This is a genomic window from Kocuria sp. JC486 (genome assembly GCF_011602805.1).
Lineage (GTDB): Bacteria > Actinomycetota > Actinomycetes > Actinomycetales > Micrococcaceae > Kocuria > Kocuria soli.
Map to the genome: position 1 here is coordinate 15857 of NZ_JAAOZS010000006.1, position 23677 is coordinate 39533.

General features: G+C 69.0%; 18 protein-coding genes and 1 riboswitch. Of the genes, 4 read left to right on the top strand and 14 right to left on the bottom strand.

Annotated elements, in window-relative coordinates:
* Window positions 1-14 precede the first annotated feature (14 nt).
* From GWK18_RS04875 to GWK18_RS04890, 4 genes are all read right to left on the bottom strand, one after another.
* On the bottom strand, window positions 15-1025 hold the full coding sequence (locus tag GWK18_RS04875; protein WP_166833588.1) for a hypothetical protein: 1011 nt from the start codon (window positions 1023-1025) through the stop codon (window positions 15-17).
* Window positions 1026-1208: 183 nt separating this feature from the next.
* Entirely contained in the window at window positions 1209-2429 is a 1221-nt protein-coding gene (locus tag GWK18_RS04880; RefSeq protein ID WP_166833590.1) for a homoserine O-acetyltransferase, read from the bottom strand.
* Between the two features lies 1 nt (window position 2430).
* Complete coding sequence (locus GWK18_RS04885) at window positions 2431-3807, bottom strand: bifunctional o-acetylhomoserine/o-acetylserine sulfhydrylase (RefSeq protein WP_166833592.1); 1377 nt, start codon at window positions 3805-3807, stop codon at window positions 2431-2433.
* Between the two features lie 66 nt (window positions 3808-3873).
* A riboswitch (SAM riboswitch) is annotated at window positions 3874-3988 on the bottom strand.
* Between the two features lie 76 nt (window positions 3989-4064).
* Window positions 4065-4871 (bottom strand): CPBP family intramembrane glutamic endopeptidase, encoded by an 807-nt coding sequence (locus GWK18_RS04890; RefSeq protein ID WP_123825141.1) that lies wholly within the window; start codon window positions 4869-4871, stop codon window positions 4065-4067.
* A 70-nt stretch (window positions 4872-4941) separates the two neighbouring features.
* Between GWK18_RS04890 and GWK18_RS04895 the strand changes: the two genes are divergently transcribed.
* Window positions 4942-7185, top strand: a complete 2244-nt coding sequence (locus tag GWK18_RS04895; protein WP_166833594.1) for a S9 family peptidase — start codon at window positions 4942-4944, stop codon at window positions 7183-7185.
* A 9-nt stretch (window positions 7186-7194) separates the two neighbouring features.
* Here GWK18_RS04895 and GWK18_RS04900 read toward each other — a convergent pair whose 3' ends face one another.
* From GWK18_RS04900 to gatC, 5 genes are all read right to left on the bottom strand, one after another.
* Window positions 7195-8055, bottom strand: coding sequence for a CPBP family intramembrane glutamic endopeptidase (locus GWK18_RS04900; protein ID WP_123825139.1), 861 nt, complete (start codon window positions 8053-8055; stop codon window positions 7195-7197).
* A 109-nt stretch (window positions 8056-8164) separates the two neighbouring features.
* The gene (gene yidD / locus GWK18_RS04905; protein WP_123825138.1) at window positions 8165-8470 is read right to left on the bottom strand and encodes a membrane protein insertion efficiency factor YidD; all 306 of its coding nucleotides are present in this window, start codon (window positions 8468-8470) and stop codon (window positions 8165-8167) included.
* Window positions 8471-8519: 49 nt separating this feature from the next.
* Complete coding sequence (gene gatB / locus GWK18_RS04910) at window positions 8520-10022, bottom strand: Asp-tRNA(Asn)/Glu-tRNA(Gln) amidotransferase subunit GatB (RefSeq protein WP_166833596.1); 1503 nt, start codon at window positions 10020-10022, stop codon at window positions 8520-8522.
* Window positions 10019-11638, bottom strand: a complete 1620-nt coding sequence (gatA, locus tag GWK18_RS04915; RefSeq protein ID WP_123825136.1) for an Asp-tRNA(Asn)/Glu-tRNA(Gln) amidotransferase subunit GatA — start codon at window positions 11636-11638, stop codon at window positions 10019-10021. Before gatA ends, gatB begins: the two co-directional genes overlap by 4 nt.
* Window positions 11639-11649: 11 nt before the next feature.
* On the bottom strand, window positions 11650-11946 hold the full coding sequence (gatC, locus tag GWK18_RS04920; protein WP_123825135.1) for an Asp-tRNA(Asn)/Glu-tRNA(Gln) amidotransferase subunit GatC: 297 nt from the start codon (window positions 11944-11946) through the stop codon (window positions 11650-11652).
* 256 nt (window positions 11947-12202) lie between these two features.
* On the opposite strand from gatC, the gene GWK18_RS04925 reads away from it, so the two are divergent.
* Window positions 12203-12820 carry a hypothetical protein gene (locus tag GWK18_RS04925; protein WP_166833598.1) on the top strand — a complete coding sequence of 206 codons (618 nt, stop codon included), beginning with the start codon at window positions 12203-12205 and terminating at the stop codon, window positions 12818-12820.
* A 154-nt stretch (window positions 12821-12974) separates the two neighbouring features.
* Here GWK18_RS04925 and GWK18_RS04930 read toward each other — a convergent pair whose 3' ends face one another.
* The 5 genes from GWK18_RS04930 to GWK18_RS04950 all read right to left on the bottom strand — a co-directional run bounded on the left by GWK18_RS04930 (window position 12975) and on the right by GWK18_RS04950 (window position 20512).
* Window positions 12975-13706 carry a transglycosylase family protein gene (locus tag GWK18_RS04930; RefSeq protein WP_325049540.1) on the bottom strand — a complete coding sequence of 244 codons (732 nt, stop codon included), beginning with the start codon at window positions 13704-13706 and terminating at the stop codon, window positions 12975-12977.
* 515 nt (window positions 13707-14221) lie between these two features.
* A complete protein-coding gene (ligA, locus tag GWK18_RS04935; RefSeq protein ID WP_348535835.1) occupies window positions 14222-16402 on the bottom strand; it encodes an NAD-dependent DNA ligase LigA in 2181 nt (726 codons plus the stop codon).
* A 48-nt stretch (window positions 16403-16450) separates the two neighbouring features.
* Complete coding sequence (locus GWK18_RS04940) at window positions 16451-17557, bottom strand: MaoC/PaaZ C-terminal domain-containing protein (RefSeq protein WP_166833602.1); 1107 nt, start codon at window positions 17555-17557, stop codon at window positions 16451-16453.
* 1 nt (window position 17558) lies between these two features.
* Window positions 17559-19067 (bottom strand): 3-oxoacyl-ACP reductase, encoded by a 1509-nt coding sequence (locus GWK18_RS04945; protein WP_348535836.1) that lies wholly within the window; start codon window positions 19065-19067, stop codon window positions 17559-17561.
* Between the two features lie 89 nt (window positions 19068-19156).
* Window positions 19157-20512, bottom strand: a complete 1356-nt coding sequence (locus GWK18_RS04950) for an acetyl-CoA C-acetyltransferase (RefSeq protein WP_123825131.1) — start codon at window positions 20510-20512, stop codon at window positions 19157-19159.
* Window positions 20513-20681: 169 nt separating this feature from the next.
* Here GWK18_RS04950 and GWK18_RS04955 point away from each other — a divergent pair, with 169 nt between their 5' ends.
* Entirely contained in the window at window positions 20682-21422 is a 741-nt protein-coding gene (locus tag GWK18_RS04955) for a TetR/AcrR family transcriptional regulator (protein ID WP_158609543.1), read from the top strand.
* Between the two features lie 93 nt (window positions 21423-21515).
* Complete coding sequence (locus GWK18_RS04960; protein WP_123825129.1) at window positions 21516-23648, top strand: acyl-CoA dehydrogenase; 2133 nt, start codon at window positions 21516-21518, stop codon at window positions 23646-23648.
* Window positions 23649-23677 lie beyond the last annotated feature (29 nt).

Here is a 23677-nt window from a genome sequence, read left to right on the forward strand (position 1 = left end):
CCGAAACTCGCAGATCAGGGCGTGATGAACGAGTTTCGGGAGGGTTCGGCTGGTGGGAGGGAGCGTTTCCGGGCTGCGCGGACCATACGGACCACGCGGGGCACGGTGCCACCCTGGCCGAGGGGATCAGGGTTCAGGTCGGCAGCCATCACACGGATCTCGGTCCAGCCCAGGGCCTCCGTGGCGCGCTGCCGTTCGATGTCGCGGAGTCGCTGATCGTGCCCGTCATGGTGGGCACCCTCAACCTGGATGGCGATACGGTGCTCCACGTCTGCCAGATCAGGCCACACGGCACGGTGGCCCGGGGCCTGCAGCTGGAGGTCGGTCGTCCACCCCGTGAGCCCGTGGTCCTCCAGCAACAGGCGCACCTTCGTCTCCAAGACCGAATCCACCCCGACGGCGGCGCGGTCCAGCGCGGATCTCAGCCTCGCTACACCGCGACATCCGTGGAACCCGCCGAGGTCCTGTGCCAACCCGGACCGGGTCCGCAGTGCGGGGCGCCCCGCATTGATCCCGGTCTCGTGTTCGTTGATCACACCGTCCACGATGCCCACCAGGTCCGAGTCCGAGAACACGGGGCACTTCCGCCGCGTGTACGCGCCGGCCAGGTCTATCAAGGTGCGGATCGGCGAGGTCACCCGCATGCCGTCGACCTCCCAGACGTCTTCGAGGGCCGGGAGACATTCGTGCCCCTGGACAGCAGGCCCGCGCGGCGGGTTCCCATGACCCACGCAGGTGAGGTGTACCGCCGGGGACTCCACCACGCGCTGGGAGAGGCGGAAGCCCAGCAGAACTGCCGCCGTGACGTGGCTCGCCGCACTGTCCGGGCAAACCTCCTGCAGCGCGGGAAGACGAGCAGCCAGGCCCTCGGGTGTCCCGGGCCCGACCATCCCGGATCGTTCAGGTACGTCTGAAGCGCTCACGGCCCACACCCCGCGCGTGATCGACGTGTAGGCAGACCCCCACAGTTGGCTGCGGGTCAGTCCGGCTTCGGTGGCTTCCCGGACCGTGAACCATCGGTCCATCAGACTGTCCGGCGGTCGGTGACGCGGTGTGGGCATGCACCCAGCACACCCCGGGGACAGGCACACCCCGTAGCCTTCAAGCACCCACCTGGGGACGTCGCACCTGTGTGTGCCGGTCCGCCGTCGTCTGTGGAGCCGGACCGTGCCCCTCCACCCCCGCCGAACCCTCGCAAAACTCGCGGATCAGGGGGTGATGGGCGAGTTTCGGGAGGGTTCGGCGGGGGTGGACGACAGGACCGTGCGGGCGACCAGCTCGCCCAGTTGCGCGTCTTCGATCAGGAAGCCGTCGTGGCCCGCGTCGGAGCGGATGGTCTGCCGGGTCACGGGCACGGGCAGTGCCTCGCACAGCGCGTCGGATTCGGACGGGAAGTAGAGCCGATCGGAGTCGACGGCGGCCACCAGCCAGTCGCACCGGGTACGTGCCAGCGCCTCCCGCAACGTCCCGCGCCCACGGGCCACGTCGTGGCTCATCAACGCCTCGTTCAACGTCAGGTACGAGTTGGCGTCGAACCGATCGGCCAGTTTGGAGGCCTGGTGGTCCAGATAGCTCTCGACCTTGTAGCGTCCCCGGTCCCCCGCCGTCGAACCCAGCACGCTCTCACCGGGCTGCGGGTCACGGCTGAACCGGGTCTGCAGTTCGGCCGCGGACCGGTAGGTGATGTGCGCGATCCGCCGCGCCAGGCCCAGCCCAACGGTGGGGAACTCGCCGTCGTAGTAGTCGCCACCGCGGAACGCCGGGTCCTGCCGCAGGGCCAGGTTCTGCGCCTGCCCCCACGCGATCTGCTCGGCACTGGACGCCGCACAGGCCGCCACCACGCCGCAGGCCCGCACCCGGTCGGGGAAGGTCACCGCCCACTCAAGGGCGCGCGCCCCGCCCATGGACCCGCCGATCACCAGCCGCCACTGCCGGATGCCCAGGGCGTCGGCCACCGCGGCCTCCGCCCGCACCCCGTCGCGGATGGTCACGAACGGGAACCGCGAGCCCCAGGGCGCACCGGTCGGGTCCACCGACGACGGCGCCGGCGTGGCCGGACCCGTGGAGCCGTAGCACCCGCCGAGCATGTTGATCGAGACCACGAAGTACCGGTCGGTGTCGATCACCCGTCCGGGGCCGACCAGACCCTCGCACCACCCCGGGGCTTCCGCGCGGGTGCGTTCCACCTCGGGGGCGTGCTCGCGGGCACGCCCGGGAGCCAGGTGGGCGTCGCCGGTGAGGGCGTGCTCGACCAGGACAGCGTTCGAACCGTCCGCGTCGAGTTCACCCCAGGTCTCGTAGGCCAGCCGCACGCCGGGCAGGACCACCCCGGATTCCAGCGGGAGGTCGCCCACGTCCACGTACGCGAGCACACCGTCCTCACGGACGAAGTCCGGGGCCCCCGTGCGCCCGCCCCCGACCAGGGTCATCTCAGGACGCTCCGTTCTCCGAGGGCTCGGTTCCGGAGCCGGACCCCGCGACAGCCGCGAAGCCCAGTTCCAGATCCGCCAGGATGTCGTCGATGTGCTCGAGCCCCACGGACAGCCGCACGAATCCGGGATCCACGCCCGCGTCCCGCTGCTCGTCCGCGGTCAGCTGCGAGTGCGTGGTGGAGGCCGGGTGGATCACCAGCGAGCGCACGTCACCGATGTTGGCCACGTTCGAGTGCAGCCCCAGCGCGTCCACGAAGGCCTGTCCCGCGGCGGCCCCGCCGTCCAGGACGAAACCGAGCACAGAGCCGGCCCCGTTCGGTGCGTAGCGGGTGGCCCGTTCGTGCCAGGGCGAGGATTCCAGGCCCGCGTAGGACACGGAACGGACGCCGTCGTGGCCCTCGAGCCACTGGGCGACCTTCTGCGCGTTGGCCACGTGTCGCTCCATGCGCAGGGACAGCGTCTCGATGCCCTGTTCGATCATGAACGCGTTGAACGGGGAGATCGAGGCGCCCAGGTCCCGCAGCAGCTGGGTGCGCACCTTGAGCGCGTAGGAGAGGTTGGCGCCGAAGGGTCCGTTCGTCCCGAACACCTCTCCGAAAACGATGTTGTTGTACGACGGATCGGGATTCACGAACTCCGGGAACCGCTCCGGATAACGCGTGTAGTCAAAGTTTCCGGAGTCGACCACGAACCCCCCGATCGAGGTGCCGTGTCCGCCCAGGAACTTGGTGGCCGAATGCACGACGACGTCGGCCCCCCACTCGAAGGGCCGCACCAGGTACGGCGTGGCGACGGTGTTGTCCACGATGAGCGGGACTTCGGACTCGTGGGCGATCCGTGAGACGGCTTCGATGTCCAAGACGTCATTGCGCGGGTTGGGGATCGACTCGGCGTAGAAGGCCTTGGTGTTGGGACGGACGGCGCCCCGCCAGGCGTCGACGTCGTCGGGATCCGTCACGAAGGTGACCTCGATGCCCAACTTGGCCAGCGAGTACTTGAAGAGGTTGAAGGTGCCGCCGTAGAGGGAGGCGCTGGCCACCACGTGGTCGCCCGAACCGGCGATGTTCAGGATGGCGTACGTGGTCGCGGCCTGACCGGAGGCCACCATGACGGCGGCCACGCCGCCCTCCAGGGAGGCGATCCGATTCTCGACCACTTCGGTGGTCGGGTTGTTGAGCCGGGTGTAGATGGGGCCCAGCTGCTCGAGCGCGAACCGATCTGCCGCCGTCGCCGCGTCCGGGAAGACGAAGGACGTGGTCTGCTGAATCGGCAGCGCCCGTGCACCGGTGACTGGGTCGGGTTCCTGGCCCGCGTGGATCTGGCGGGTCTCGAAGTTCCAGCCGGCGGGCTGTGCGGGGGTGGGGGTGTTGCTCAACGGTGGCTCCTGGTCTCAGGGGTCCCAGCCGGAGCCGGCGCAGTCCCGCACCGGGTCCGGGTCCGCGACCCGCGCTTGCCGTGACGCGGTCGCGTCCGGCCCGGTCCTCACCCAGGGCACCCCACCGCGGTTGGAGGGTTGCCGGCCAGCAAGCTGGGGCTTGACGCTGGCTCTCGTGACCGCTCCCATTGTCACGGGCACACCGTCGGAACTGCAAGCCGGGAACCGACGACGGAGCAGGGCTGGGCAACCGGGGCTCAGGATCCGAAAAGGTAGGCCCCCGCCAGGAACCCGACGGCGTCGAGCAGAAAGTGCGCGACGACCAGGGGCATGACCCGCCCCGTGCGCCGGTAGATCCACAGGAACACAAGCCCCATGACCACGTTGCCCAGCGTCGGCCCGAACCCCTGGTACAGGTGGTAGCTGCCGCGCAGCAGCGCCGACCCGATCAGCACGGCGGGCCACGCCCACCCCACGCGCAGGAGCCGGTCGGCCAGGAACGCGACCACGATGACCTCTTCAACCAGCGAGTGGCGCGCAGCCTGTCCGATCAGCAAGAGCACACTCCACCACTCGGTCCCGCCACCGTTGGTGGTCAGCTCCGCGGTAAGCCCCAGAGCCCGCCCGGCCTGATACATGCCCAGCGTGCCCAGACCCATGACCACGAACAACAGCGTTCCGAGCGCGAGGTCCTGCCACGGTGCCCTGAGGTCCAACCCGATCTGGCGGCACACGGTTCTCAGCTGCCCGGCGGAACCTGCCAGGAGGTAGAGCGCCAGCAGCACCGGCACCAGGGCGAGGACGATCGTCAGCACCTGACGCAGCACGTCGAAAACCGGGACATCGCTCATGGGCTGATTCATGGTCGCGTGGGACTGCGCGATCGACGAAGTGGTCATGACCTCGGCGATCTTCAGGATCGCCCACAGAGCGCTCGCGCCGAGAGAGACCCCGAGCACCAGCAGGATCTGCACCCACAGATCGGCCCGTCGGCCTCCGAATTCCTCCGGACGCCTGTCCTCGTGCCCTTGCCAGTGCTCGTCCCGGCGTTCCGCTTCCGTCATGGCCCCATTGTGCCGTCCGACGACGACGCCCCGGCCCGCTCACCAGTCCGGCCGCGATAGGTTGAACGCCATGACCGATGCCGCAGCCGATCACAGCACCGTTTCAGTTCCCGCTCCCGTTCACGCCCCGGTCGCCGAACGACGCGACAGCGTCCGTGAGTTCCACGGTGACCGCTTCCGGGACCCCTACGAATGGCTGCGGGACAAGGAATCCCCGGAGGTCATCAGCCACCTGGAGGCGGAAACGGCCTTCGCGGAATCCAGCACCGCACACCTGGCCAGCACTCGGGAGCAGATCTTCCAGGAGATCAAGGGTCGCGTGCAGGAGACCGACCTGTCCGTTCCGTGGCGTCGTGGCGACTGGTGGTACTTCGGGCGCACGGTCGAAGGCGGAGAGCACGGGATCCGATGCCGGGTGCCTGCCACGGCCCCGCTGGACTCCGAGGACGCCTGGACCCCACCCGTCGTCGAACCCGGCGTTGCCCTCCCCGGCGAAGAGGTCCTGCTGGACGGCAATGCGGAAGCCGCCGCACACGATTTCTGGTCCCTGGGCGCGTGGGACGTCTCCCTGGACGGCCGGTGGATGCTGTGGGCCGCGGACACCACGGGTGATGAGCGCTTCACCGTGCGGATCAAGGACCTCACCACGGGAGAGGTCCTCCCGGACGAAATCCCCGGTACCTCCTACGGCGCGTTCCTTTCCCCCGACGGCCGCGCGGTTTACTACACCGAGGTGGACGACTCCTGGCGCCCCTGGCGGGTACGCCGCCACGACGTAGGGGCCGGTAGCGCCACCACCCCACTGGACGCAGACGCCTTGATCGCCCAGGAGGAGGACCCGGGCCTCTGGCTCGGCGCCGGGCTGTCGGCGGATCGCCGGTGGCTGGTCCTGGATGCCGGGTGCTCCGAGTTCTCCGAGGTGTCGATCCTGCCGCTCGACGCCGCTCCGGGCACGGCCCCCACAGTCGTGATTCCCCGTGGTGAGCGCGTGCTCTACCAGGCGGAACCGGTGCGGGTGGACGGCCGCGACGTCGTCCTGGTCTCGCATGACCACGGTGCCGCGGACGGTCGGCTCTCGCTCCTGGAGCTGGACCGGTTGGGGCTGCCGCTGGACCGGGCCGGGGCCGTGGACGTCATCTCGCCGCGCGAGGACCTGCGCCTTCAGGGCTTCGCCGTGACCGCGGACCACCTGCTCGTGTCGGTGCGGGAGAACACCCTGCCGACCGTGCTGCTCCTCCCCCTGGCCGGTCTGGGGACCCCGGACCAGGCCCCGGTCACCCGCGTGTGGAACGACGACGGCGACCTGGCCTCCGTGAACTTGATCGCCGCCGAACACGATTCCCCCGTGGTCAGGTTCGCCGTGGAGACCTTCCTGCGCCCGACCAGGATCTTCGACCTGATCCTCTCGAGCAGTTCGACCGGCAGCACACCGGACAACTCCTCGCAGGTCGTCCCCGTTCTCCGCCAAGAGAAAGCGGTGCTGGGTGGTTACGACCCCGCCGATTACGAGGTCGAACGGGACTGGGCCACCGCCATCGACGGCACGCGCATCCCCGTGACCCTGATCCGCCGCCGCGGCCTCCTGGAGCCCGCCCCCGCCGTCGTCTACGCCTACGGCTCCTACGAAATCAGCATGGACCCGGCGTTCTCCTACTCCCGGATCTCCCTGCTCGACCGCGGTGCGGTGTGGGTCATCGCCCACGCCCGCGGCGGCGGGGAATGTGGCCGTGCGTGGTACGACGACGGGAAGAAGCTGCGGAAGAACAACACGTTCACGGACGTGGTGGCCGTGACGGAGCACGTGGGACGGCGGGCCGACGTCGATGCCGACCGGCTGGTCCTCATGGGTGGTTCCGCGGGAGGGCTCATGGTAGGCGCCGTGTTGAACCTGGCACCGCACCTCTACCGCGGGGCGGTGGCTTCCGTCCCGTTCGTGGACCCGCTGACCTCCATCCTCATGCCGGAACTCCCCTTGACCGCGCTGGAATGGGAGGAATGGGGCAATCCGATCGAGGATCGGGAGGTCTACGCGTACATGAAGGCGTACTCCCCGTACGAGAACATCTCGACCGACCCCGGCGTCGCCTACCCGCCGATCCTCGCGGTCACGTCCCTGCACGACACGCGTGTGCTGTACGTCGAACCCGCCAAGTGGGTGGCCGCCCTCCGCCACGCCCGTCCGGATGCCGCCGATCAGGTCATCATGCGGATCGAGATGGCCGGCGGCCACGGTGGTGCGTCGGGCCGCTACCAGCAGTGGCGGGACACGGCGTGGGAGGACACGTGGGCCTTGGAGCGGATGGGGTTGGTCTGACGGCACGGATCAGGAACTCACAGCCCACATGGGCGTTCGCTTGGGCGGCAACCTTTCCAGGACCAGGACCAGCGGGATCACCAACAGTGCCGTGGCGATGGAGGTCAGGAACACCGGCCACAACGCCACGGTCTGCGGGACCCACACGAGTTCCACGAAGTACCCGGCAAGATTCGCGCCCGCATGCCAACCCAGCGGAATCCACAACGCGCCCGTACGCAGGGACGCCCAGGTCAGGGTCGCGCCCAGAACCGCAAGCTCCACCAGACGCATCAGAACCCAGTGACCGGACCCCCCGTTGCTGTACAGATTGGCTGCGTGCGCAGCGGAGAACAACAGGCTGCTGACGGCGATCACCACCGCGGGATGCCAACGGCTCTCGCTGAGCCGCACCAGAACTCCGCGATAGACGAGTTCTTCGGGCAGCGCGGTGGCCAGCACACCGATCACCACGGCGCCCAACGCCGCGAAAAGTCCGGCGCGTGGCAGCCACACGCCCATCGGTGTGGTCGCGCCCGTGACCAGAAACAGTGCGGAGGTGATCCCCGTGATGGCCCCGGAGAACAACAGTGCGATCCACAACGCCCGCAGCTTCTGCGCCCCGGAGCGGACGTCGGCGCCCATGAGCTTGGGCAGCACGGCGGGTGCGGAGCCCACCGATTTGTCCCACCCCGGGAAGCCCAGAGCCAGGACTCCCCGCTTGGTGATCAGGAACCAGATCAGCAGAACGGCCACGGGCTGGACCAGGAAGACGATCTCCCAGGGCCAGTCCCGGACGGCCATCCGCCAGGAAACGATGAGAGAGACGATCAGGGTGGCCAGGACCGCCGCCAGTGGACGGTCACGCACCGATCGTTGAAGTCCGCGCATGGGCTGAGAATAGTCCACGCCCCGCCGAATCACGTGCGGGCGAACCGCCCCCGGTGACCGGAAACGCCCACCGGGCCCCCTGCCCCGGAGCCGGTGACCGTGACGGCGACTAGAACCGGAACGGGATCGGAATACCGCCGCAGCAGCACACGCCCTGCACACGCGAGGGCTGCGTGCTGAGGAGCAGGGCGGCCTGATGGCACGCGGCGAACTGGGCCAGGGTGGGAACCACGCCGCGCAGCACCCCGCGTTCGGCGATGATGCCCCGGATCACCGCCGAACAGGACTGGCCACCGCGCGCCACCAGGTGGGCGCAGGTGTAGCCCTTGCGGGGGGACAGATACCGCTGGTACCCGCGGATGGCAAGGTCCACAAAGCGACGGGGAGCGACCGTAACCCTACTTAGTGTTTCCATGTCACCACCCTAGCGGAGCCTTCAGTTGATCCCGGGCCTAGCGGAGCCTTCAGTTGATCCCGAGCTTCTCCAGAATCAGTTCGCGCACGCGTCCCGCGTCGGCCTGACCCTTCGTCGCCTTCATGACGGGACCGATCAGGGCCCCGACGGCCTGAACCTTGCCCGCCTGAACCTTGGCAACCACGTCGGGCATCTGCGCCATCGCGTCGTCGATCGCGGTGAGCAGCACGCCGTCGTCGGAGACCACGGCCAGGGACCGGGCTTCCACAATCTGCGCGGGCGATCCCTCGCCGGCGGCGATGTGGCCGATGACCTGCTTGGCGATCTTGTCGTTGATGGTCTTGGCGCCGATGAGAGATTCAATCTCCACCACGTGCTCCGGGGTCACGCCGAGCTCGGCGATCTCCGTACCGCGCACATTGGCCAGGCGCGCAATCTCGCCCATCCACCACTTGCGGGCGGCACCCGCGGTGGCTCCGGCGGCGATGGTCGCTTCGATCTCGTCCAGCACACCCGCGTTGACGACGTCGCGGAACTCCTGGTCCGAGTAGCCCCACTCAGCCTTGAGCTTCTTGCGCCGTTCGGACGGCGGCTCCGGGAGTTCCGCGCGCAGTTGCTCCACCCACTCCGGGTCCGGCACCACGGGCACCAGGTCGGGCTCCGGGAAGTAGCGGTAGTCGTCGGCATCGGACTTCGGGCGACCGGAGGTGGTCGACCGGGTGTCCTCGTGCCAGTGCCGGGTCTCCTGCACGATCGCGTCCCCGGCCGCGAGCACGGCGGCATGGCGCTGGATCTCGTAGCGCACGGCACGTTCGACGGCGCGCAGCGAGTTCACGTTCTTGGTCTCCGAACGCGTGCCGAATGTGGTGGAGCCCTTGGGCATCAGGGACACGTTGGCGTCGCAACGCACGTTGCCGCGCTCCATGCGGGCGTCCGAAATCCCCAGGTTCTTCACGATCTCGCGGATCGCGGCCACGTACACGCGAGCCAGTTCGGGCGCGCGGTCGCCGGCACCGACGATCGGCTTGGTCACGATCTCGATCAGCGGCACACCGGCGCGGTTGTAGTCCACCAGGGAGAACTCCGCACCCTGGATCCGACCCGTCGCGCCACCCTTGTGGGTGAGCTTCCCGGCGTCCTCCTCCATGTGGGCCCGCTCGATCTCGATGGTGAACGGTGTTCCGTCCTCGAGCTCCACGGTGATCTCGCCATCGAACGCGATCGGCTCGTCGTACTGCGAGGTCTGGAAGTTCTTGGGGGTGTCCGGGTAGAAGTAGTTCTTCCGCGCGAAATGGGACACCGGGGCGATCGAACAGTTTAGCGCCAGCCCCAGGCGCACGGCGGATTCCACGGCCTTCTTGTTGACCACCGGCAGCACGCCCGGCAGGCCCAGGGACACCGGCGTGGTGTTGGTGTTGGGCTGGTCCCCGAAGGCGTTGGGGGCGGCGTCGAACATCTTGGTCTTGGTGTTCAGTTCCACGTGAACCTCGAATCCCAGCACGGGATCGAAGTTCTCCATGGCCTCTTCGAAGGACAGGATGTCGGCGCTCACTTGGCGGCTCCTTCGGTGGCGACGGCGGAAGTGGTTCCGGGGAGATTGTTCACGGCGGTCACGACGTCGGGCAGGTCCTTCCAGATCGGCCCGCCGTTGGCCTGGGTCAGCAATGCCTCCAGGCCTGCACCGGCGCAGTAGAGCCGGGCGTCCTCACGGGCGGGGGCCATGAACTGGACGCCGACGGGCAGTCCGTCCTCCGGCGCGAGGCCGGCGGGCAGCGAGATCGCGGGAACACCGGCCAGGTTGGTCGGAATCGTGGCGACGTCGTTGAGGTACATCTGCATGGGGTCCGCGTGTTCGTCCACCGAACCGATCGGGAACGCCGTGGTTGGCGCCGTCGGGGAGATCAGGACGTCGCACTTCTCGAAGGCCGCGTTGAAGTCCCGCTGCACCAGCGTGCGGACCTTCTGGGCGGAGCCGTAGTAGGCGTCGTAGTACCCCGCGGACAGGGCGTAGGTGCCCAGAATGGTGCGGCGCTTGACCTCGGCGCCGAAACCGGCCGCGCGCGTGGCACCCATGACCCGCTCGATGGTCAGGTTGCCGTCCGTGGGCAATGTGCGGCGGCCGAACCGGACGCCGTCGTACTTGGCCAGGTTGGAGGAGACCTCCGAGGACATGATCAGGTAGTAGGCACCCAACGCGTAGCGGAAGTTGGGGGTCTCCACCTCGACCACCTCGGCACCGGCCGAGCGCAGCAGGTCCACGGCCTCGCGGAAACGCTGCTCGACTCCCGCCTGGAAGCCCTCGCCGGTCAGTTCCTTCACAACACCCACGCGCAGGCCCTTGAGCCCACCCTCGGCGGCACCGGCACGGGCGGCAGAGGCGAATCCCGTGGCGGGGTCGGTCAGGGAGGTCGAGTCCTGCGGGTCGTGACCGCCCACCACCTCGTGCAGCAACGCGGCGTCCAGGACGGTGCGCGAGCACGGACCAACCTGGTCCAGGGAGGAGGCCATGGCGATCACGCCGTAGCGGGACACGGAGCCGTAGGTCGGCTTCACGCCCACGGAACCGGTCACCGCGGCGGGCTGACGGATCGATCCGCCGGTGTCCGTGCCCAGCGCCAACGGCGCCTGGAAGGCGGTCACCGCGGCCGCCGAACCGCCACCGGACCCACCCGGGATACGGGTCAGGTCCCAGGGGTTGCGGGTCACGCCGTACGCGGAGTGTTCGGTGGTGGAGCCCATCGCGAACTCGTCCAGGTTGGTCTTGCCCAGCATGGGCATCCGGGCCGCGCGCAGACGCTGGGTCACCGTGCCGTCGTAGGGGCTCATCCACCCTTCGAGCATCTTGGAGGCCGCGGTGGTGGGCTGCCCCTTGGTCACGATCAGGTCCTTGACCGCAATCGGCACGCCCGCCAGCTCCGGAAGGTCCTCGCCGCTCTCGCGAGCCGCATCCACCTCCGCGGCCACGCTGAGGGCCTCTTCGGTGTTGACGTGCAGGAAGGCGTTGAGACCGGTCTTGCCCGCGTACGGGTTGTCGGCCTCCACCGGGCGGCCGTCGGTCGCGGCGATCCGCTCCAGGTGCGCTTCGACCGCCTGCACGGAGGTCACTTCACGCTCGGCCAGCTTCTGGGCGAGTTCGGCCGCGGACAGTTCGATGATGTTCTGCGTCATGGTGCTGGTCCTCAGTCTTCCTCGAGAATCGCGGGCACCTTGAACTGCCCGTCCTCGGCATCCGGGGCTCCGGACAGCGCTTCCTCGGCCGTCAGCGGTTCGCCCACCACGTCCTCGCGCATCACGTTGCGCAGCGGCAGCGGGTGGCTGGTCGCGGGCACGTCGTCCCCGGCAACCTCGCTGACCTGCGCCACGGCACCCACGATCTGCTGCAGTTCGCCGGCCATGGCCTGCAGTTGCTCCTCCGACATCTCGATGTGCGCCAACGTCGCCAGATGGGCGACGGTGTCACGTGTGATCTCGGACATGCACGCTCCTTGTTCTCGGGTTCAGGGGTCGGGCCGGACTCAACATCCGGGTGCTTCCACGGCGCCCGTGGGGCGGGGCAGCACGCACGACGACGACGGCGGCGGCTCGACCCGGCCAGTCTAGCCACGGCGCGCAGACGCTTCCGACACATACTCTGGTGGCAGCAAGAGATCGCGGTCGCCTGATCGCACCCCGTGCGGGGTGCTCCGAACCGGAGTTCGGTCGACCAGCACGTACCCCAGACAAGGAGCCTCCGTGGCATCAGGATCCCAGAAACCCTCGACGTCCGCCCCGGGCAAGACCCGGGCAGGACAGGCAAAGTCCGGCAAGCCCAAGAAGGACCGGGGCGCCGCCCGGCGCGCCAGGGCTGCGGCCAAGGACCCCTCGACTCCCTCCAGCACCCGGCGCACACGGTCCCAGGATGCCGCGAACGCGTGGCGGCAGGGAATCTCGACGGCCACGGCATCGGCCGTCGATCAGATGACGGCGCACGTCCAGGCGGTCGTGCTGGACCAACTCGAGCAGTTCGGTGCGTTCCCACCGTTCGTCGTCGTCGCGCGGCGGGACGGTGAGTTCGAACTGCACAGCCTCTCCCCCGAGGAACTGCAACGGTCCAGCCCCGCGGACGCCCTGGACTCGCTCCGGAACTGGACCCGAGAGTCCGCCGCGGAGTTGCTGGGGGCGGCGCTGGCCTTCGGCGCCACGTTGCCGGACCGTTCGGGCGCCTCAGCGCTGATCGCGGAGGTCGAGCACGTGGACGGCGTGAGCCTGACGGTGATCCAGGCGTACAAGGTCAAGGGCACCAAGGGCGCCAAGCGCACGGAGCTGGAGGACGCCACGGTCGAGAACAGGGAGCCCTCCCTGCTGCGCTGAGCCTTCCTCGGACCGTTTCGGCCCCGTCGCACCGGGCCGGTCCGGTCCGTCGGGTTTGCCCGGACATGACAGGACCCCGCTACCGCGGTTGCGGTAACGGGGTCCTGGTGCATGGATGGTGAACGAGTCACCTCATCCCGTGATCAGGTGATGATCAGGCGGGGATGTTCAGGGTCTGGCCCACGAAGATCATGTTCGCGTCAGCCACGGAGTCGGCGTTGGCCGCATACAGGGCCTCCCAGCCACCCTCGATGCCGAGCTTCGCGGCGATCGAAGCCAGGGTGTCGCCGGACTCGACGGTGTAGGTGCCGGAGGTGGCAACGGCCTCGGTCTGGACCGGGGCAGCCGGAGCGGTGTACTCGGCAACCGGGGCGGCCTCGGCAACCGGAGCCTGCTCGACCGGAGCGGCCTCGGCAACCGGAGCCTGCTCAACCGGAGCAGCTTCAGCAACGGGGGCCTGCTCGACCGGAGCGGCCTCGGCAACCGGAGCCTGCTCGACCGGAGCCTGCTGAGCCGGAGCGGCGGGGGTCTCGACCGACTGGGTGGAGACGTTGGAGGTGGTGCCACCCAGGCCCAGCTGACCGCAGGTCGGCCATGCGCCGATACCCTGGCCTTCGAGCACGCGCTCGGCGACGGCGATCTGCTGCTCGCGGGAAGCGTCCTGCGCAGCACCCTGTCCGCCGTAGGCAGCCCAGGTGGAGGGGGTGAACTGCAGGCCACCGGAGAAACCGTTACCGGTGTTGATGCCCCAGTTGCCGCCGGACTCGCACTGAGCCACGGCATCCCAGTCAACCGCGTTGGCGGGAGCGGAGGCACCAGCCAGGGCGATGCCGCCCATGACGGTGGCGGTGCCGGCAACGATGGTCTTCTTGAAGTTCTTGTTCACAACTAGCTCCTGTGCGGTCCCGTCTACGCTCGTGCCGTCCCCGGCGTCCTTGCGTCGCTGTCTTCCCGAAATCTATGGATCGAGGTTCAGGCATTGCTCGCGGACAGCGATGACGGTTGAGCAATACCCGGGATTCGTTTGTGGCGGCTGACGAACAGCCAGTCCGCTGAGGTGAATCCCCTGAACGGGGAGTCCCCCGCGGGAAGTTCGAAGATCACAGTACAGTAACGATTTCGTCACTGTCACCCCTTGGGCGTGTGATTCGGGTCAACATGGAAGGTTGTCCATCCATTTGCATGGACGCGACGCAACGACTTCCAGCCCCACGAACAGCCCCTGATTCCACGCACGGACGCCGTGCACCCCGCGAAATCAAGGTAACAAGACCATAACAGCCACATCACGGAACGGTCACGAGGTTTGTGACCGAACCCACCGGATCTTATGGACACGTCCATAAAATGTGACCTTCATCACATTCTCGCCGCGGCGTGTTCCGCCTCAAGCGACAGTTGTCAGCCGGCCAGACCCTCCGGTCCCTGGGTGAGCAGGCGGCCGAAGGCTTCCTCGTCCAGGACGGGCACGCCCAGGGACTCCGCCTTGTCCAGCTTGGACCCCGCCGAGGCTCCCGCCACCAGATAGTCGGTCTTCTTGGACACGGAGCCCGAGGCCTTGCCGCCGCGCAGCAGGATGGCCTCCTTGGCGGTGTCACGGGAGTAGTTCTCCAGGGTTCCGGTGACCACCACGGTCAGTCCTTCCAGGACCTTGGGGACGGAGTCGTCGACCTCGTCCTCCGTGCGCACTCCTGCCGCTGCCCATGCGTCCACGATCTCCCGGTGCCAGTCCTCCGCGAACCACTCGATCACGGCGCGGGCGATCGTGGGCCCCACACCGTCGGTGGCCGAAAGCTCTTCCTCGGTCGCGGTTCGGATGCGCTCCATGGAGCCAAACGCTGTTGCCAGCGACCGCGCCGCGGTGGGGCCCACGTGTCGGATCGACAACGCCACGAGCACCCGCCACAGCGGTTGTTCCTTGGCCTTCTCCAATTGGTCGAACAGACGACTGGTGTTCGCGCTGGGAACCGACGGCTTCTTGGCCGTGGGCTTGGTCCAGAAGTAGGGAACCAGTTCCGTCTCCCCGTCGGCCGCGCCGCGCCCGCGCTTGGGACGGGCGATCATCACGTCGGCCAGCTCCTCGGGGGTCAGATCGAACAGCTGCGCTTCCGAGGTCAACGGCGGAGCCGTTGCGCCGTCGGGGTCCGTGAGGGCCTTGGCCGCCTCCTCCCCCAGCGCCTCGATGTCGAAGGCGCCGCGGCCCGCGGCGTGGAAGACCCGCTGCCGCAGTTGGTCGGGGCAGGACCGGGAGTTGGGGCAGCGGATGTCCACGTCCCCTTCCTTGGCGGGAGCCAGAGGGGTCCCGCAGGACGGACAGTGGGTGGGCATCACGAACTCACGTTCCGTGCCGTCCCGCAGCGCGACGACGGGGCCGACGATCTCCGGAATCACGTCGCCCGCCTTGCGCAGGACCACGGTGTCGCCGATCAAAACACCCTTCGCCTTGACCACGTCCTGGTTGTGCAGGGTGGCCATGGAGACCGTGGAGCCGGCAACGGTCACGGGCTCCATCACGCCGTACGGTGTGACGCGTCCGGTGCGCCCCACGCCCACGGCAATGTCCAGCAGCTTGGTGTTGACCTCTTCGGGCGGGTACTTGTACGCCACGGCCCAACGCGGAGTGCGCGAGGTGTGGCCGAGTTGGCGCTGGGTGGCCCGGTCGTCGATCTTGATGACGATGCCGTCGATCCCGTGCGTCAGGGAATGCCGCTGGTCCCCGTAACGCTCGATGAACTCCAGGACCTGGTCCACGGAGTCCAGCACCTGTGAGTACGGACTCACGGGCAGGCCCCACGCGGCCATGTGGTCGTAGACCTCGGACTGGCGGGTGATCTGCAGACCGGAAACCGCGCCGATGCCGTGGACGTACATGGACAGGGGCCGCTTGGCCGTCTCCGCGGGGTCCTTCTGCCGCAGCGAACCGGCCGCGGAGTTCCGCGGATTCGCGAACGGTGGCTTGCCCTCGGCCACGCGTTCGGCATTCACGCGCTCGAAGTCCTGGGTGGAGATGAAGATTTCCCCGCGGATCTCGATCTCCTCCGGGATCTGGTCCCCGGTGAGTTCGGCGGGGATGGTCTTGATGGTCTGGACGTTGTGCGTGACGTCCTCGCCCGTCGTGCCGTCCCCGCGGGTGGCCGCGCGGACCAGCTTGCCGTGGCGGTAGAGCAGATTCACGGCCAGGCCGTCAATCTTCAACTCCGTCAACCATTGGGCGGGAGGTGCCCCGTGCAGGTTCGCCACGGAGGCCTCCGCGCGGGCCAGCCAGGCGCGGAGCTCGTCGATGGAGAAGACGTCCTCCAGGGAGTACATCTTCTCCAGGTGCTTGACGGGTGCGAAGGCCGCGGAGACCTCCCCGCCGACCTCCTGCGTGGGCGAATCATTGGCCACGAGCTCCGGGTGCAACCCTTCGAGCTCCTCCAGCCGCCGATAGAGCCGGTCATACTCCGCGTCCGAGAGAGTCGGGGCGTCCTGGACGTAGTAGGCCGTGCGCGCCTCGCGGACCGCCTCCACCAGTTGCGCGTACTCCTCGCGCAGCTCGTCGGTCGGACGGTCGGCCTGGGCGGTTTCGATCTGCGTGCTCACCGGTCCATTGTGGCCCAAGGGCCCGACACCCGGACCGGTGAGCACGGCTCAGCGGGTCGCGCTGATCGTGGCGTGCGGTTTGCGTTTCTTGGCGTTCCAGACGGTGACCGTGGCGGAGCGGAGGTTCTCGCCGCGGCCATCACGCTGCACCGCCACCGCCGCCGACCCCGGCAACACCAAGGGGGTCGCGAACTCCACCTCCCAGGTCAGGGGCGCGGAGGTGTCCAGCAGCGCCAACGCCCGGGAGGCCGTGTACATACCGTGCGCGATGGCCCCCTTCATACCGAGGGCCTTGGCGCTGGGTCCACTCAGGTGGATGGGGTTCACGTCCCCGGACACGGCGGCGTACTTCCGGCCCGTGTCCGCCCCCAGTTGCCAGCGCGCCGTGGGCACGGGAGGCACGAACTCCGGCCGGGTCCCGTCCCCGGCTGCGCTCTGCGTCGTCGTCCCGGAATCCGTGCTGCGTGAGCCCTCGGCCCCGGGGATCCGGGTGCCGCGGGCCAGGTAGACCGAACGCCCGACCCAGATCGGCGGCGCATCCGGGCTGCGTCGCAGCTCCGCGACCACGTCCACGGCGGTCCCGGCGCGGTGCGGACGCAGGTTCTCCGCGCGCACGTTCACCTGCAGGAGATCACCTTCCAGGACGGTCTCCGTCTGGGTGACCGCGTTGGCCAGGTGGACCAGACCCACCGTGGGCAGCGGGAAGTCCTTGCGCGTGAGCAGGACCATGGCCGCCGGAAAGGCCAGGGCGTGCAGGTAACCGCTGAAGACCTCGGTCCCGGAGCCCGCCCCCGTGGACGTTGCCCTGATCCGGGCACCCACCACCTCGCAGAAAGCACGGTGTTCGGTGGCCTTGACCTCCACGGCGGGCACCACAATCTCCACGTCAGGAAGCCGTGGGTTCGACCGACCCGACCGGCTCCCGGCACGCGCTCCCTTCCCGGGGACGGGCAACGGAAGGCCCTTGAACGCCCTGCGCATCCCGAGCGTGGCCGCTCGGGCGGTGGTGCCGGCAGCGGCCTTCGCATACAGACCGCCCAGTGCGGGCATGGTGTCCAGGACGATGCCCTGCGGGGACTCGCCCTCACCGGCACGTCGGTTCTGTCCCTGTCCGGGCGTCGGTTCGGGGGCTGGTGTGTTCGGCGTCGTCGTCATCTCAGGCTCCCACCAGGTTCTGTCCGCACACGCGCAAGGTCTGCCCGCTGATGCCGGCCGCTGCGTCCGAAAGCAGGAAGGCGATGGCCTCCGCGACGTCCAGCGGCAGACCACCCTGCTGCAAGGAGTTGAGGCGGCGTGCCACCTGCCGACGCGCCATGGGGATCTTGGCCGTCATCTCGGTCTCGATGAAACCGGGGGCCACCGCATTGGCCGTCCCGCCGCGTTCGGCCAGCACCGGCGCCAAAGCGGCCACCATCCCGACGATCCCCGCTTTGGAGGCCGCGTAGTTCGTCTGCCCGCGGTTGCCCGCAATCCCGGAGGTCGAGGCCAGACCCACCACACGCAGACCGTCCGCGGCGGGATCGGCCAGCAGCTGGCGGGTGATCCGCAGCGGGGCCTCCGTGTTGACCGCCAGGACGGAGGCGAAGCGGGATTCGTCCATGTTGGCCAGCATCTTGTCCCGGGTGATGCCCGCATTGTGCACGATCCCGTCGATCCGCCCGTACCGCGTCTTGCAGTGTTCCAGGATGCGCGTGCCCGCATCGGGAGCGGTCACGTCCAGGGGCAGCGAGGCGGTTCCCAGCTGGTTGGCCAGCTCGGACAGCGGCTGTCCCGCGGCCGGAACGTCCACGGGTACCACTCGCGCCCCTTGGGCGTGCAGCAGGCGGGCGATCTGTTCGCCGATCCCCCGGGCCGCCCCGGTGACCACGACGACGCGCCGGTCCAGCGGGGTCTCGCCCTGGGGCGCGGTGGCCAGCCCTTCGGGGCCTGCATCGGAGCCGACCACCAGGAACTGGCCGTCCACGAACGCGCTGCGCCCGGAGAGCAGGAAGTCGAGCCCGCCCAGCACGGACGGCGCGGTGGCGGCCACGCCGTCGGCCACCAGGATCCCGTTGGCCGTGGCCCCTCCGCGCATCTCCTGGGCCACGGAGCGGAGGAAGCCCACCACACCTTGACGGGCCGCGTTGCGGTCGACGACGTCGAACGGCGCGCCTCCCGCCGCCGTTCCGGCAGCGGGGTCATCGGCCGCCGTGGGCAGGCTGGCAGCGCCGCCCGCCGCCACGCCGTCGGCCGGTCGGGAGATCGTGATCACCCGGCCACCGGGGGCCAGGGAGCGCAGCAGCCCGCCGAGTTCCAGTGCGGGAGCGCTCAGCCCGCCGAGTTCTGTGAGACCGGTCAGGCAGAGCACCACGGCGCCGACGCGACGCAGCCCGTCACCGTGACGGTGCACCTCGAAACCTCGGGTAAGCAGGTGCTGGGCGAGGGCGTCGGCATCGGGGTCGGACCCGGGCGTCGTCGTCGTGCCGCTGCCGGCACCGAGCACCAGGACCAGGCCGGGAACTGCGGGTGTGTCGGGGTCGTGTCGACGCAGGGCGACCGGGGCGGGCAGCCCCAGGGAGGTGGCGATCTTTCGTCCGGGGCCTTGGGAGACCACGGACAGGTAGGCGTCATCGGTGGCGGGCGCGTGGCCCAGCAGGGAGGTGAGGTCAAAGGGTGAGGGACTCACGAAGGTCCTTTCGGTGGATGGAACACCTGGGCGCTCCCGTCAACACATGCGGACGCGGGAGCGCCCAGGTCTCGGTATCGGAGGTCCGGTCAGGACTCGGGGTAGGCGCGCAGCAGGGCCACGGCCCCCTGGCCGCCAGCCGCGCACACGGAGATCAGGCCCGTGACCGGGCGGTTCTCCGCGACAGCGCGCGCCTTGAGTTCCTTGGACAGGGTTGCCACGACCCGGGTGCCCGTGGCGGCGAACGGGTGCCCGGCGGCCAAAGAGGAGCCACGGACGTTGAGACGCGACCGGTCCAGGACGCCCACGGGTTCGTCGAGGCCCAGGTTGACCTTGCAGAAGTCCGCGTCCTCCCAAGCCGCAAGGATGGTCAACACGGTGGAGGCGAAGGCCTCGTGGATCTCCACCAGGTCGATGTCCTGCAGTTTCAGCCCGTTGCGCGCGAGCAGGCGGGGTGCCGCGTAGGCCGGTGCCATGAGCAGACCTTCGTTGCCGTCCACGAAGTCGACGGCGGCGGTCTCGGCATCCACGATCTCGGCCAGCTTGGGCAGGTTGTGTTCCTCGGCCCACTCCGCGGTCGCCAGGAGGATCGCGGAGGCGCCGTCGGTCAGCGGCGTCGAGTTGCCCGCCGTCATGGTCGGGTCCGTCTCCAGGTTCTTACCGAACACAGGCGAGAGCCCGCCAAGTTTCTCCACCGAGGTGTCCGGCCGGAGGTTGTTGTCCTTGGTGAGACCGCGGAACGGGGTCACCAGGTCGTCGAAGAACCCGCTGTCCCAGGCGGCCGCCAGATTGTGGTGGCTGTTGGCGGCGATCTCGTCCTGGGCCTGCCGGGTGATGCCCCACTGCGCGGTGGTCAGGGCCTGGTGCTCCCCCATCGACAACCCCGTGCGCGGCTCGGCCACACCGGGGGCCACGGGGGCCAGATCACCGGGGCGCAGCTTGGCCAGGGCCTTGAGCTTGTCCTTGGGCGTCTTGGCCCGGTTGAGCTGGAGGAGCACCTTCCGCAGCCCCTCCCCGACGACGATCGGCGCGTCCGAGGCGGAGTCCACACCGCCGGCCACACCCGCGTCGATCTGACCGCAACGGATCTTGTTGGCGATCAGGGAAGTGGTCTCCATGCCCGTGGCGCAGGCCTGCTGGACGTCGATCCCGGGGGTCTGCGGGTCCAGGGCCGAACCGAGCACGGATTCGCGCACCAGGTTGAAGGCCTTGGGCTGCTTGAGGACCGCGCCACCGGCAACCGCGCCCAGACGTTCTCCGGCGATGCCGGTACGCGCGACCAGCCCGTCCAGTGCGGCGGTGAACATCTCCTGCACGGAGGTGCTGGCGTACGGGCCACCCGCACGGGCGAACGGGGTGCGGTTGCCCGCGACCACCCAGGCGCTGCGCAGCTGGCGGGGTGCGGTGGGATCGGACGCGGGCTGGATGGTGGGCTCACTGCTCATGACGGGAGTGCTCCTCGATTTTCTCGGTGCTTGATGTGATCGGTGATTGGTGTGCTTGATGTGGGCGGCGGTCGGTTCGGAAACCGATCGGAAGTCGTGCGTGGACCCGTCGAAAATCTTGAGGTGACGGGTATCACGTTTTCCAAGAGTAACTGATACTCTCGGTATCGTGAACACCTCGACCGCTGAGCCCACCGTCAAGGGCCGTGAAGCCAAGGACCGCACCGACGGGCGCACCCGTCGGTGGCGTCTGCACCGCGAACGACGGCGGATCGAACTGCTGAAACTCGCCCGGGAAGCCATCGCGGAATTGGGCGCCAACGCATCCATGTCGGAGATCGCTGCCCACTGCCGAACCTCCAAGTCCGTCTTCTACCGGTACTTCGAGGACAAGGACGGCCTCAAGCGCAAGCTGGCCGAGTACGTCGTCGAACGCATGGGCAGACGCATGACGGAGGCGGTCGCGGAAGCCGGGTCCTTCGAGGAAACCGTCCACGAACTCGTGGTCCAGTACCTGTGGCAGCTCGAGAACGCACCGGAGGTCTACCTCTTCGTGGTCTCGGAGAGCGCCCCCGACGGGCAGAGCCCCGTCGACCGATTCGTCCAGGCCGTGGCCGAACTACTCGTGGACGCTCAACGCAGGCACAGCGCGGATCACGACCGTCTCCCCGAGCCCACGGCCCGGTACTGGGCCGCCGGCGTCGTCGGCCTGGTCCGCGGGGCCGGCGAAGCCTGGATGCGCCCCCGGACCACCGCCGGTCCACAGGCCCCGGCCAACCCCGACGAGAACCACCCGTCGGCCGCCGAGCCCGAGCGACCGAGCCTGGAGGAGTTCGTGGAAACCGTGACCGCGTGGGTGGTCAAGGGCTCCCAACCACCCGCGCTCTCCTCCATCACCCCGACCACCTGACCCCGGGGCCGCACCCCGGAACCCGTCCCGAGAACAACCCCGGGCGAACCCGCCCGTGAAACCCGCCCGTGAGAACCGATCGAGAAGGACACCATGGCCACCACATCACCACGCAACCGCCTCAGCCGCCGCGCCGCCCGCTCGCGGGCCCACCACACCGCGGGCACCGGTCCGGAACACGACGTCGAATCGGAGTTCGCCACCGAGGCCCAGGACGCAGAGATCTCCGTGGACACCGCGCTCCTGCGGGACGTGCTGGCCGGGGCCTACGCCGAGGAACGCCGGGCGTCACGGGAACTGATCAAGGACGAGCGGTTCCACCACGTCCCGGGGCGCACCAAGGAGGAACAGCGCGACCGCACCTTCGAAGCACTCAAGTCTCTGGCCGGTTCCGATGCCGTGATGGCCGGGCTGCCCACCGATCAGGGCGGCGGCGGACGCCCCGGCGCCTACGTAGCCTCCTTCGAGGAGTTCGTGCTGGCCGACGCCTCCCTGCAGATCAAGGCGGGCGTGCAGTGGGGCCTGTTCGGCTCCGCCGTTCTGAACCTGGGGACCCAGGCCCACCACGACAAGTGGCTGCCCGACATCTGGGATCTCAAGATCCCGGGAGCCTTCGCCATGACGGAGACCGGCCACGGGTCCGACGTTGCCTCCATCGCCACGACCGCCACCTATGACCCCGAGTCCCAGGAATTCGAGATTCACACACCGCACCGGGCGGCGTGGAAGGACTACCTGGGCAACGCCGCCATTCATGGGCGGGCAGCGGTGGTCTTCGCGCAGCTCATCACGGGCGGGGTCAATCACGGGGTCCACGCCCTCTACGTCCCGATCCGCAACGACGACGGTCAGTTCCTCCCGGGTGTCGGCGGCGAGGACGACGGTCACAAGGGCGGGCTCAACGGTGTGGACAACGGCCGCCTGCACTTCACCCACGTCCGCGTCCCGCGGGAGAACCTCCTGGACCGTTACGGTCACGTGGATCCCGACGGGACCTACACCTCACCCATCGAGTCCCCCGGGCGCCGGTTCTTCACCATGCTCGGAACGCTGGTGCAGGGGCGCGTGTCCCTGGACGGGTCCTCCGTGGTCGCCACGCGGGCGGGGCTGGCCATCGCACTGACCTACGCGAACGAACGGCGGCAGTTCTCCCCGGTCCAGGGCCAGCCCGAACGCACGCTGCTGGACTACCACCGGCACCGTCGTCGCCTCTTCCCGTACGTCGCCCGGGTGCTCGCGGCAGGATTCGCCCACGAGGAACTGCTCGAGGCCTACGACGACGTCTTCTCCGGACGCACGGACACCGACGACGCCCGGCAGGACCTCGAGACCCTGGCGGCAGCCATGAAGGCGACCTCCACCCGCCTGGCTCTGGATGCGCTGCAGGAATGCCGCGAGGCCTGCGGCGGCTCCGGCTTCCTGTCCGAGAACCGGATCGTGGACCTCCACCACGACATGGACGTCTACGCGACTTTCGAGGGCGACAACACCGTGCTCATGCAGCTGGTGGCCAAGCGCCTGCTGGGTGACCACGCGCGGGAGTTCGCCCGCATGGACGTGGGTGTCATGGCCCGCTGGGTGGCCGATCGTGCCACGGAGACGGCCGTGAACCGCTCGGGTCTGCGCGGGCTGTCCCAGGTCTTCCGCGACTCCGCCGACCCGCGACGCTCGGTCAACGCCCTGCGCGACCCGGAGACCCAGCGCAGCCTGCTGACCGACCGGGTGCGGTCAATGATCGGCGAGGTGGCCGAGAACATGCGCGGCGCGGGCAAGGGTTCGCCCGAGGCCACGGCGGAAGCCTTCGACCGCAACCAGCACCGGTTGATCGAGGCGGCCCGCGCGCACGCCCACCTGCTCCAGTGGGAGGCCTTCACCCGGGCTCTGGACACGGTCGAGGACCCGGGGACCCACCAGGTCCTGCTGTGGTTGCGCGACCTGTACGGGCTTTCGGTGATCGAGGAGCACCTGGACTGGTACCTGTCCCACGGACGGATGTCACTCATGCGCGGCCGCATGGTCGAGTCCTACGTGGACCGCCTGGTCACGCGCCTGCGTCCGCACATCATGGACGTGGTCGACTCCTTCGACCTGGCCCCGGAGCACCTCCGCGCCCGGATCGCCTCCGGTGCGGAAGCGCAACGGCAGCAGGAAGCGGCCGACTGGGTGGCCGCGGAGAAGGCGGCCGGCCGCTGGCCGCGCAGCGAGAAGGGCGGCACCAACCGCTGAGCGGCAGCACCCGGAATCCTGACCTTGTG

What these genes read in the sequence shown, in the direction of transcription:
- GWK18_RS04960 (WP_123825129.1), top strand. Translation starts at nt 21,516, where the DNA reads ATGGCCACCACATCACCACGCAACCGCCTCAGCCGCCGCGCCGCCCGC.
- GWK18_RS04880 (WP_166833590.1), bottom strand. Translation starts at nt 2,429, where the DNA reads ATGACCCTGGTCGGGGGCGGGCGCACGGGGGCCCCGGACTTCGTCCGT.
- GWK18_RS04890 (WP_123825141.1), bottom strand. Translation starts at nt 4,871, where the DNA reads ATGACGGAAGCGGAACGCCGGGACGAGCACTGGCAAGGGCACGAGGAC.
- GWK18_RS04950 (WP_123825131.1), bottom strand. Translation starts at nt 20,512, where the DNA reads ATGAGCAGTGAGCCCACCATCCAGCCCGCGTCCGATCCCACCGCACCC.
- yidD (WP_123825138.1), bottom strand. Translation starts at nt 8,470, where the DNA reads ATGGAAACACTAAGTAGGGTTACGGTCGCTCCCCGTCGCTTTGTGGAC.
- GWK18_RS04875 (WP_166833588.1), bottom strand. Translation starts at nt 1,025, where the DNA reads ATGGACCGATGGTTCACGGTCCGGGAAGCCACCGAAGCCGGACTGACC.
- gatA (WP_123825136.1), bottom strand. Translation starts at nt 11,638, where the DNA reads ATGACGCAGAACATCATCGAACTGTCCGCGGCCGAACTCGCCCAGAAG.
- gatC (WP_123825135.1), bottom strand. Translation starts at nt 11,946, where the DNA reads ATGTCCGAGATCACACGTGACACCGTCGCCCATCTGGCGACGTTGGCG.
- GWK18_RS04940 (WP_166833602.1), bottom strand. Translation starts at nt 17,557, where the DNA reads ATGACGACGACGCCGAACACACCAGCCCCCGAACCGACGCCCGGACAG.
- GWK18_RS04895 (WP_166833594.1), top strand. Translation starts at nt 4,942, where the DNA reads ATGACCGATGCCGCAGCCGATCACAGCACCGTTTCAGTTCCCGCTCCC.
- GWK18_RS04900 (WP_123825139.1), bottom strand. Translation starts at nt 8,055, where the DNA reads ATGCGCGGACTTCAACGATCGGTGCGTGACCGTCCACTGGCGGCGGTC.